This window comes from Proteus faecis (assembly GCF_030286765.1).
Taxonomy (GTDB): Bacteria; Pseudomonadota; Gammaproteobacteria; order Enterobacterales; family Enterobacteriaceae; genus Proteus; species Proteus faecis.
Window position 1 is genome coordinate 153,153 of the sequence record NZ_JASVWV010000003.1, and the last position, 11,877, is coordinate 165,029.

Annotated in this window: 7 protein-coding genes; 1 reads left to right on the forward strand and 6 read right to left on the reverse strand. The window is 37.6% G+C overall.

Annotated elements, in window-relative coordinates; genetic code table 11:
- Nucleotides 1–112: 112 nt before the first annotated feature.
- Nucleotides 113–4,081: a trifunctional transcriptional regulator/proline dehydrogenase/L-glutamate gamma-semialdehyde dehydrogenase gene (gene putA / locus QSH13_RS06320; protein WP_286038951.1), complete on the forward strand. Its 3,969-nt coding sequence runs from the start codon at nucleotides 113–115 to the stop codon at nucleotides 4,079–4,081.
- A 456-nt stretch (nucleotides 4,082–4,537) separates the two neighbouring features.
- On the opposite strand, the gene fliZ is transcribed toward putA, so the two are convergent.
- The 6 genes from fliZ to QSH13_RS06350 all read right to left on the reverse strand — a co-directional run bounded on the left by fliZ (nucleotide 4,538) and on the right by QSH13_RS06350 (nucleotide 11,516).
- Complete coding sequence (gene fliZ, locus QSH13_RS06325; RefSeq protein WP_075673009.1) at nucleotides 4,538–5,068, reverse strand: flagella biosynthesis regulatory protein FliZ; 531 nt, start codon at nucleotides 5,066–5,068, stop codon at nucleotides 4,538–4,540.
- A gap of 58 nt (nucleotides 5,069–5,126) precedes the next feature.
- On the reverse strand, nucleotides 5,127–5,849 hold the full coding sequence (locus QSH13_RS06330) for an RNA polymerase sigma factor FliA (RefSeq protein WP_036912728.1): 723 nt from the start codon (nucleotides 5,847–5,849) through the stop codon (nucleotides 5,127–5,129).
- A gap of 441 nt (nucleotides 5,850–6,290) precedes the next feature.
- On the reverse strand, nucleotides 6,291–7,406 hold the full coding sequence (locus QSH13_RS06335) for a FliC/FljB family flagellin (RefSeq protein ID WP_235376121.1): 1,116 nt from the start codon (nucleotides 7,404–7,406) through the stop codon (nucleotides 6,291–6,293).
- A 159-nt stretch (nucleotides 7,407–7,565) separates the two neighbouring features.
- The gene (locus tag QSH13_RS06340; RefSeq protein ID WP_286038952.1) at nucleotides 7,566–8,693 is read right to left on the reverse strand and encodes a FliC/FljB family flagellin; all 1,128 of its coding nucleotides are present in this window, start codon (nucleotides 8,691–8,693) and stop codon (nucleotides 7,566–7,568) included.
- 155 nt (nucleotides 8,694–8,848) lie between these two features.
- Nucleotides 8,849–9,964: a FliC/FljB family flagellin gene (locus QSH13_RS06345; RefSeq protein WP_286038953.1), complete on the reverse strand. Its 1,116-nt coding sequence runs from the start codon at nucleotides 9,962–9,964 to the stop codon at nucleotides 8,849–8,851.
- A 442-nt stretch (nucleotides 9,965–10,406) separates the two neighbouring features.
- Nucleotides 10,407–11,516 (reverse strand): FliC/FljB family flagellin, encoded by a 1,110-nt coding sequence (locus QSH13_RS06350; protein WP_196544107.1) that lies wholly within the window; start codon nucleotides 11,514–11,516, stop codon nucleotides 10,407–10,409.
- Nucleotides 11,517–11,877: the final 361 nt, after the last annotated feature.

The following is an 11,877-nucleotide window of genomic DNA, read 5'->3' on the forward strand; positions in this document are numbered from 1 at the left end:
TTTATAAATAAAATGTTAACAATGTTGCACAAAGTTGCAACATGAATGATATTAATAAAAATAACGGGTAACTGATACTTGTGAATTAGAAATAGAATATGAGGAGCACTGCATGAGTAGCACAACAATGGGTGTTAGGCTTGACGAAGAAACCCGCAATAGATTAAAAGAAGCTGCACAGAAATTAGATAGAACATCGCATTGGTTAATAAAACAGGCTATTTTCAATTATCTAGAACAAATTGAAAATGATCAGGTTAATCTTGGTCACTCAGCATTTGCAGATCAAGATCTTGATGAAAGCACTGAAATACCAGCCACTCATTATCAGCCTTTCTTGGAGTTTGCTGAACATATTCACCCGCAGTCTGTTTTACGCTCAGCAATTACTTCTGCATATCGCACACCTGAAACACAAGCTGTACCGATGCTATTGCAACAAGCAACCTTACCTGCAAATGAAGCTCAAGCAACACATAAATTAGCCTATTCCATTGCCGAAAAATTACGTAAACAGAAAAATGGCATTGGACGTTCAGGATTGGTTCAAGGTCTATTACAAGAGTTTTCACTCTCTTCACAAGAAGGTGTTGCCCTAATGTGTTTAGCAGAAGCTTTATTGCGTATTCCAGATAAAGCCACGCGTGATGCACTTATTCGCGACAAAATCAGTCATGGAAATTGGCGTTCACACTTAGGACAAAGTCAATCTATGTTTGTGAATGCTGCCACATGGGGCTTATTATTTACAGGTAAACTAGTTTCTACACATAATGAAGAAAAATTGTCTAACTCTTTAAATCGTATTCTCACTAAAAGTGGCGAGCCATTAGTCCGTAAAGGTGTTGATATGGCAATGCGTTTAATGGGTGAACAATTTGTGACAGGCGAGACTATTTCTCAAGCACTCGCAAATGCGCGTAAACTTGAAGAAAAAGGCTTTAGCTACTCTTATGACATGTTAGGAGAAGCGGCATTAACAGAAAAAGATGCTCAAGATTATTTGGTTTCTTATCAACAAGCCATCCATGCAATTGGTAAAGCTTCTAATGGCAGAGGTATTTATGAAGGCCCAGGAATATCTATCAAGCTTTCAGCATTACATCCTCGTTATAGCCGTGCTCAATATGAACGAGTGATGTCAGAACTTTACCCACGCCTACTCTCATTAACATTACAAGCAAAGCAATATGATATTGGGATTAATATTGATGCCGAAGAAGCAGATAGACTAGAAATTTCACTCGACCTACTTGAAAAACTCTGCTTTGAACCTGAATTAGCAGGTTGGAATGGTATTGGCTTTGTTATTCAAGCTTACCAAAAGCGCTGTCCATTAGTTATTGATTATGTCATTGATTTGGCACGCCGTAGTCGTCGTCGTTTAATGATCCGTTTAGTGAAAGGCGCCTATTGGGATAGCGAAGTAAAGCGCGCTCAAATCGATGGCCTTGAAGACTATCCTGTCTATACTCGCAAAGTGTATACCGATGTCTCTTATCTTGCTTGTGCGAAAAAGCTACTCTCATCACCTAATTTTATTTATCCACAATTCGCCACGCATAATGCACACACACTGTCAGCAATTTATCATTTAGCGGGTCAAAACTATTATCCTGGACAATATGAATTCCAGTGCTTACACGGTATGGGTGAACCCCTTTATGCTCAAGTAGTCGGTAAAATAGCAGACGGAAAATTAGGTCGCCCTTGCCGTATTTATGCACCAGTAGGGACTCACGAAACATTACTTGCTTACTTAGTCCGCCGTTTACTTGAAAATGGTGCTAATACTTCATTTGTTAATCGAATTGCGGACACTACAATTTCGCTTGATGAATTAGTCGCCGATCCAGTCAAAGAAGTGAATAGAATAGCTCAAACTGAAGGCCAAGTTGGGCTTTCTCATCCTAAAATTCCACTTCCTAATAAACTGTATGGTGATGAGCGTAAAAACTCCCCCGGTATTGATATGTCAAACGAACATCGCTTGGCATCGCTTTCTAGCGCCTTATTAACATCAGCAACTGAAAACATACATTGTGAACCTTTATTAGGTGATACGTTTAACTCTTCAGAAAAAACACTAGAACCACAATCTGTATTAAACCCAGCCAATCATACGGATGTTGTAGGTACAGTAAGAGAAGCCACTGAAGCAGAGGCAGATTTTGCCTTAACCATTGCCCAAGAAAAAGGTGAGATCTGGTTTGCAACACCACCAGCACAAAGAGCTTCATTCTTGATCCGTACAGCGGAATTAATGGAACAGCAAATGGGGCCACTTATGGGAATATTAGTGCGTGAAGCGGGCAAAACTTACAGTAATGCCATTGCTGAAGTCCGTGAAGCCATTGATTTCCTTTATTACTATGCAGCACAAGTAGCTCAAGATTTTGATAATAATACACATCGTCCTTTGGGACCTGTGGTTTGTATTAGCCCATGGAACTTTCCATTAGCCATATTCAGTGGGCAAATTGCAGCTGCTTTAGCCGCGGGTAATACCGTGCTTGCTAAACCAGCAGAGCAAACCCCATTAATTGCCTCAAAAGCAGTAGCACTTTTCCATCAAGCAGGTATTCCTTCTTTTGCACTACAACTGCTACCAGGACAAGGTGAAACTATTGGTGCACGTTTAGTAGCTGATGAACGTGTTCGTGGCGTGATGTTTACAGGTTCAACCGATGTTGCTCATATTTTACAAAAGACCTTAGCAGGTCGATTAGACAGCGAAGGACATCCAGTACCTTTAGTGGCAGAAACCGGTGGTTTAAATGCCATGATTGTAGATTCATCTGCCTTGACAGAACAAGTAGTGAGTGATGTTATGGCTTCCGCTTATGATAGCGCAGGCCAACGTTGTTCTGCTTTACGCCTTTTATGTATTCAAGAAGAAGTGGCGGATCATACTATTGAAATGCTTAAAGGTGCGATGGCACAAGCCACAATAGGTGATCCAAGTTTGCTATCCACAGATATTGGCCCAGTTATCGATAAAGAAGCAAAATCGGCCATAGAGAAGCATATTCAATCTATGCGCACAACAGGCTTTGATATTTATCAAGCATCACACAATAATTTGTCAAAACACATTGAACATAACAGTACTTTTATTCAACCGACTTTAATTGAGTTAGATAAAGTCAGTTCATTGAAGAAAGAAATCTTTGGTCCAGTGTTACATGTTGTACGTTATGCAAGCCAAGATTTGCCTGCTTTGCTAGAAGAGATTAATGCAACAGGATATGGGTTAACCATGGGCGTTCATACGCGTATTGATGAAACTATTGCTTATGTTGCCTCAAATGCCAAAGTGGGAAATTTATACGTAAATCGTAATATGGTTGGTGCGGTTGTGGGAGTTCAACCTTTTGGTGGGGAAGGATTATCTGGTACAGGACCAAAAGCAGGTGGCCCTGTTTATCTGTATCGCTTATTATCTAAACGCCCTGAAAATGCGGCCACACAAACATTGGCTCGCCAAGATGAAACACTCCCTCTCGATACTTCCATGCGTAATACGTTATTACAGGCTTATCATAAGTATATGGAATGGTTATCAAACAGAACAGATCAATCACACTATGAAGCTTTAGATAAATATGCTCTTGCATCTCAAGCTGGAACATTACGCGTACTACCAGGACCAACAGGTGAACGTAATACTTATCAATTAGTACCTTGTGGTCATGTGCTGTGTATTTCAGATAACGAACAAGATGCATTCACTCAAATTGCAGCGGTTCTCGCTTGCGGTTGTCATGCTATTGTCGTTAATAGCCTATTCTCACAAAAAACATATCGTGAATTACCTGATATTGTCAGAAAAGCCATTGCATTAACTGAAAAATGGGATAATGAGTCACTGAAAATAAATGCCGTGATTTACCATGGTGATGGTGATCAATTACGTGAAACTTGCCAGAAAATTGCTCAACGCAAAGGGGCAATAATTTCTGTACAAGGGTTTTCTCGCGGTGAGACTGGTCTATTATTAGAGCGTTTATTACATGAAAGAGCATTAAGTATTAATACAGCAGCTGCAGGAGGTAATGCAAGCTTGATGACGATCAGTTAATTACCCCTTCTCTTTTTATCTCTTTGTTTTGGAGACCACCTTTAAAATGTATTTTCTGAAAGGTGGTTTTTTCTTTTGTTACTCTATGTCGTTATGTCGTTATGTCGTTATGTCGTTATAAAGAGAGCGCCCAACATGTTATTTTCTAATGCTGTGATTGTCCTCACTCTTTTTATATTTATGATTCGCGATTAGTTAGCTGGGTAAATATACTTACCATCAGGTCAACCTAGAAGTTGATTTAATTATATCTTTATGAATACCTGAAACTTGCGCCCCACTGTGGGCGCTTTTTTTATCTATCAATATATTATTAGTTTAAATATTCTTATTAAAGGATAGATAAAGAATTTTAAGATAAGAGGGAAAAACAGAAAAGTAAATAAAGTATGATGATAAGTGACAAAGAAAAGGAGTAGGCTAGGCTACTCCTTTTAAGGTCTCTCTTGAGCGCAATTAGTGACTACTACTCATCGATGGTGGCTCTTGGCACCAATCGAGATATTGCTCATACTTACGTAGTGCAATATTGTAGTTACTAAATGCAGAGGGAGTGAGCTTTTTACTCAAGTCTGACTGAATTTTCTCGGTCGTAAACTCTTGACGTGGAAAATTAGTTGAAGTCAGTAATTCATCGAGCCGACGTAAACGAACCACATACTCACGAACAGTACTGTGGCTCATCTCCGTTTGTTCAAACAAATACTGCTTAAAAGACATAATATCAAAGTAGTCAGTTTCACTATTACAGTAAATCTCACTACAGAAACGACATAGCGCAGAAAATTTCTCTTGTAATGTTTCCCACGTTTCATCATCAATTAAATCCGTCATTTCAGAAATGGCTTCTTTATTGATAACTTGGCGATTGAATACGAGAGAGATCCGATCCAGCGCCTTGTGGCAATGTAGACAATGAGTCTGGCTGTGTTTATAGTCTTTAATGTAACGGCTTAGCGGCCGTTTCTTTTGTGTTGAAACAGACATAAGAGATAAAGCCCTGTGTTGTAGTCTTAATAAACAAAAACAAAAATAAGCAAAACTTCTATTTCTCTGGGTTTAAGCGTGCTCGCAGCCTTTTTATGGCTTGGCTGTGTAGCTGGCTCACGCGGGATTCCCCGACATTAAGCACTGCGCCTATTTCTTTCAAATTAAGTTCTTCCTGATAATACAGGGTAAGAACCATTTTTTCCCTTTCGGGAAGCAATTCTATCGCGTCTATGACTCTTTGGCGAATATCACTTTCTAATAACATCTGTAATGGATTGTCATCATGATCTTCGTCTTGAGACGGTTCACAGCTTTCACCGTAAATTTCATGCCATTCGTCATAAGAGAACAATTGGCTGTTATTCGTATCCAATAGGATCTGCCGGTATTCTGCTAACTCAATCTGCAAATGATCAGCAACTTCCTGTTCTAATGGTGGTCGTCCTAGATCCTGTTCTAGTTGATGAATAGAATGAGTTACTTCTCTTGCATTACGACGCACACTACGTGGCGCCCAATCTCGACTGCGTAGCTCATCTAACATAGAGCCACGGATACGTTGAACAGCATAAGTGGTAAAGGCAGCACCTTGCATTGAGTCATAACGCTCAACGGCGTTTAATAACCCAATTCCACCCGCTTGCAAAAGATCATCCAATTCAACACTCGCAGGTAACTTGACCTGTAATCGTAATGCTTCATGGCGAACCAACGGGACATATCGCTCCCAGAGGCTATTTTTGTCCATCACGCCTTCGGCGGTATACAAATCACTCACAACAAAAGACACCTTTGGATAAAAGACCGGAAACCATTATCTGGCGAAATAAATTTAGCAATCGACTGAACAGTGAAGCAAAAGCGCCTCTTTTTCACCTATGCCAAATTTTCAGCAAAAATCGGGTTTTCATTGATAATTAATTTGTCATTGCATTACGAGAACTACTTTACCTTAAATGATCGGCGACTAATCCTTAGAAAAACCGTTAATTAAATTGATAATTTAGCTCATTAAAAGAAATTGATGCATTGAATATGCATTCTGTTCATAAAAAAATAACATATAAATCATAGTATTTTATTTTGTGAGATTTTAGCGTCTTGAGCACAAGTTGAAATACTCATAAATGATTAATTAAAAAAACGATTGTTTTGATGATAAAACACCCACTACAAAAAAATGTAGTGGATGCGATTTGAGGATTATTTAAAATTGAAATTAACGAAGCAGTGATAATACGTTTTGAGGAATTTGGTTTGCTTGAGCAAGCACAGAAGTCCCTGCTTGTTGCAGTATTTGACCTTTACTCATATTAGACACTTCTGTTGCATAATCGGCATCTTCTATACGACTACGTGATGCGGTTAGATTATTCACTGTGTTGCCTAAGTTAGTAATGGTTGAATCTAAACGGTTTTGTACAGCACCCATGGCACTGCGTAAGCTATCGACTTGAGATAACGCTTTATCTAATGTCGCTAATGGTTTTTCAACTGCTTCATCGAGGGTTATAGCCGTACCTGAGTCCTTTACTTTGTATGCTTGACCTGCTGTAGCACCTGTTGCAGAAATGCTATAATAAGCATCCACACCATTTTTATCTACAGAATGAACAACCAATGTTGATTTATCATCTTTACCATTAGCATCTACACCATAAAAGATATCGTAACTTTTCCAGTCGTTATTGGAAACTTTTGCATCCAATGCTGTTGTATCTAATTTTTGCATCTCTTTTGTTGCAGGGCTACTTGAAGTAATAGTCGCTTCAACTTCAGTTGCTTTAGATCCAATTTGACTTTTTGCTGATAAATCCAATTTATCAATACCCAATGTAGTCGCATCAGTTTTTTTCAAATTAACACTGATCTGCTCTTTATCATGCGCACCAACCTGTAAATTTAATGTGCTATCTTCACTTAATACTTTTACACCATTAAATTGAGTCTGTGCTGAAATACGATTAATTTCAGCGGTACGTTGGTTCACTTCTTCTTGAATAGATTTAATATCAGAATCTGAATTAGAACCATTCTTTGCTTGGACGGTTAACTCACGAATACGTTGCAAGTTATTATTAATCTCATTCAAAGCCCCTTCTGTGGTTTGCGCTATCGAAATACCATCGTTCGCATTACGTGCCGCTTGAGTTAAACCTTTAACATTAGCCGTAAAACGGTTTGCTATTGCTTGACCCGCTGCGTCATCCTTGGCGCTATTAATACGTAAACCCGAAGATAAACGTTGAATTGCATTACCTAATGCACTTTGTGAACGATTCAAATTATTTTGAGTGACCAATGACAAGTAATTGGTATTAATGACTTGTGCCATAATATCTTCCTTTTTGCTACTCTTAGCAAAATAAGTTAATTTAATATTTTTCTCTTTATTTCTTTTTAATTTAATTCCTAAATACCGAGTCAATTAATTAATATGACTTTACATTTAAAAATAAATTAATCCGAAATATAAAAGCGAATAACGCCGTTATTATCTTAAAAGTGATAATACGTTTTGAGGAATTTGATTTGCTTGAGCAAGCACAGAAGTCCCTGCTTGTTGCAGTATTTGACCTTTACTCATATTAGACACTTCTGTCGCATAATCGGCATCTTCTATACGGCTACGTGATGCGGTTAGATTATTCACTGTATTACCTAAATTAGTAATAGTTGAATCTAAACGGTTTTGCACAGCACCCATGGCACTGCGTAAGCTATCGACTTGAGATAACGCTTTATCTAAAGCGTCAAGAGGCATTTCATTAACTTTATCGATAGTCATTGCACTACCAACCGTAGCAGTAGCGTTATCACCAGGATTCGAACCGGCGGTCACAGTGGTGGATAAATATTCAACAGTACCATCATGTTTGGTTGCTTTAACAATCAAAGTAGATGCATCTTCTTTTCCTGTTTTACTGTCTACTCCATGTAAAACTTCATAGCTTTTATACATTTTTGTTGTATCATTTGGATCGACTTTCCCGACAAAAGTCGTATCGACATCAAACTTCACGGTTTCTTCTTTAGCTTTATTACCTTTATTAATAACAACATCAGCTGCACTTCCACCAATTGGGCTTTTTGCTGATAAATCCAATTTATCAATACCCAATGTAGTCGCATCGGTTTTTTTCAGAGCAACACTAATTTGTTCTTTATCATGCGCACCAACCTGTAAATTTAATGTGCTATCTTCACTTAATACTTTTACACCATTAAATTGAGTCTGCGCTGAAATACGATTAATTTCAGCAGTACGTTGGTTCACTTCTTCTTGAATAGATTTAATATCAGAATCTGAATTAGAACCATTCTTTGCTTGGACGGTTAACTCACGAATACGTTGCAAGTTATTATTAATCTCATTCAAAGCCCCTTCTGTGGTTTGCGCTATGGAAATACCATCGTTCGCATTACGTGCCGCTTGAGTTAAACCTTTAACATTAGCCGTAAAACGGTTTGCTATTGCTTGACCTGCTGCGTCATCCTTGGCGCTATTAATACGTAACCCAGAAGATAAACGTTGAATTGCATTACCTAATGCACTTTGTGAACGATTCAAATTATTTTGAGTGACCAGTGACAGGTAATTGGTATTAATGACTTGTGCCATAATATCTTCCTTTTTGCTACTCTTAGCAAAATAAATTAATTTAATATTTTTCTCTTTATTTCTTTTTAATTTAATTCCTAAATACCGAGTCAATTAATATGACTTTACATTTAAAAATAAATTAATCCGAAATATAAAAGCGAATAACGCCGTTATTATCTTAAAAGTGATAATACGTTTTGAGGAATTTGATTTGCTTGAGCAAGCACAGAAGTCCCTGCTTGTTGCAGTATTTGACCTTTACTCATATTAGACACTTCTGTTGCATAATCGGCATCTTCTATACGACTACGTGATGCGGTTAGATTATTCACTGTGTTGCCTAAGTTAGTAATGGTTGAATCTAAACGGTTTTGCACAGCACCCATGGCACTGCGTAAGCTATCGACTTGAGATAACGCTTTATCTAATGTCGCTAATGGTTTTTCAACTGCTTCATTGGTATTCACAGATGTACCTGATACATCCACTTTGGCTTTTGCACCTGCTGTAGCACCGGTTTTTGCAGCGATACTAAAATAGTCATCCTTACCATTTTTATCGACGGAGTGAACAACCAATATAGATTTATCATCTTTACCATTAGCATCTAGAGCATAAGAAATATCGTAGCTTTTCCAAGCGTTAGTGGAAACTTTTGCATCCAAATCCGTTGTATCTAGTTTTTGCATCTCTTTTGTTGCAGGAGAACCAGTTAAAGTGACTTCGACTTCAGTAGCTTTAGAACCGAGTTTGCTTTTTGCTGATAGATCCAATTTATCGATACCTAATGTAGTCGCATCGGTTTTTTTCAGATCAACACTAATTTGTTCTTTATCATGCGCACCAACCTGTAAATTTAATGTGCTATCTTCACTTAATACTTTTACACCATTAAATTGAGTCTGTGCTGAAATACGATTAATTTCAGCAGTACGTTGGTTCACTTCTTCTTGAATTGATTTAATATCAGAATCTGAATTAGAACCATTTTTTGCTTGGACGGTTAACTCACGAATACGTTGCAAGTTATTATTAATCTCATTCAAAGCCCCTTCTGTGGTTTGGGCTATCGAAATACCATCGTTCGCATTACGTGCCGCTTGAGTTAAACCTTTAACATTAGCCGTAAAACGGTTTGCTATTGCTTGACCCGCTGCGTCATCCTTGGCGCTATTAATACGTAAACCAGAAGATAAACGTTGAATTGCATTACCTAATGCACTTTGTGAACGATTCAAATTATTTTGAGTGACCAATGACAGGTAATTGGTATTAATGACTTGTGCCATACAATATTCCTTCAACTTGATTTTAAAATACTTTTAAATGAATAGGTTTGTTATTACGTCACTGTAACAACGTTGCCTAAACACTATCGTCATCAAATTTGAGGGATTTACGATTTTTGGCGTCGCGAAAATAGCAAAAAAAGCCAGTTAGTTAATTTATAAGAAGTAATTGATTGCAGAAAAAAGTAAAAGAGATTGAGAGAAAAAATAAAACTAAAAAAAAGTGAATTTAAATATAATAGACTGAGAATCTATATTTTAAATAATTCAAAGTGCAGAACTAAGCGACAAGCGAATATATCCTTAAAAACGTCTAGTTACATAAGCATGTAACTTGATAGATAAAGAAAAAATATAAATACTTTTTAACACAAAACAAAAAAAGGCCCTCTTACGAGGACCTTTTGAATATAGAAAGGTATCTTTTGTGTCAGTGTACGAATTAACGTAACAGAGACAGAACAGTTTGTGGTACTTGGTTTGCTTGAGCAAGTACAGAAGTACCAGCTTGTTGCAGGATTTGACCACGGCTCATGTTAGAAACTTCTGTTGCGTAGTCAGCATCTAAGATACGGCTACGTGCAGCAGATAAGTTGTTAACAGTGTTGTTCAGGTTATTGATAGTAGATTCAAAACGGTTTTGAATCGCACCTAAAGAAGAACGCATACCGTCAACTTTAGCCATTGCTTCATCTAATTTTTCTAATGAAAGTGCATTTTCATCAACAACTTCATCAGCTTTAGCTGTAACTTTAACTTTACCATCAGCTTCTGGTTTAGCATCAGCAGCTAAATCAGTTTCAAATGTACGCGTTTTTCCGCCAACAGTTGCAGTTACAACAAATGAACCATCATCAGCTTTTTGTAATTTAGCGTTTTCAACTGGCAGATTACCACCTTTGCCATCATCAATTTTAATAGCAGCGGTATCTATCTCAAAACTTTTACCAGTAACAACATTTGCTGGGTCTGTTTCATCTTTAAATTCAGATGCTTTAACATCAGAATAAGCTTTTTCTGCACCAACTTTAAAATCATTAACTTTCAGTTCAGTGCTATCAACTTTATCTAATTTGAAGCTAATTGCTTCTTTATCGTTAGTACCAACGTGAACAGTCATAGTAGACTTCTCACCGCTCAGTACTTTAACGCCGTTAAACTGAGTTTGTTCAGAAATACGGTCGATTTCTTTCAGACGCTCTGTAACTTCGTCTTGGATAGAAGTGATATCTGATTCTGAGTTAGAACCATTTTTAGCTTGAACTGTTAGCTCACGGATACGTTGTAAGTTGTTGTTGATTTCGTTCAGCGCACCTTCAGTTGTTTGAGCGATAGAGATACCATCGTTCGCATTACGTGCAGCTTGAGTTAAACCATTTACGTTTGCAGTAAAACGGTTAGCAATCGCTTGACCCGCAGCATCGTCTTTAGCGCTGTTGATACGCAGACCAGAAGACAGACGCTCGATTGCACTTCCTAAAGCTCCCTGAGATTTGTTCAGGTTGTTTTGAGTTACCAGAGATAGATAGTTGGTATTAATGACTTGTGCCATAGCTAGATTCCTTTAAAATCAAGTCGATAAAATAAAAGTTTGCCTATTCATTTACGGTGTCAATCACCGGCAACAAGTTTATCGGCACCCCACATGCAACCTTTAACTTTTCCTACAAATATTTCTGCGATTTTTTATAGAGCTAACATCAACCCAATGATAAATAAGGAAATTAATTTATTATTTTTTTATTCATTTTTTATCAATTTTCGTCTCAAGCTATTTTTATTCATCTAAATTCGACTTTGGTTCCCAATGCCAACAAATGGCTTCTATATGGCAGCCTGTTTACGTCATCAAAAATACCAAATAGACGTAAACTTTTCGCCGATTCTACCGATAACGGTTCTTGAGGATTATT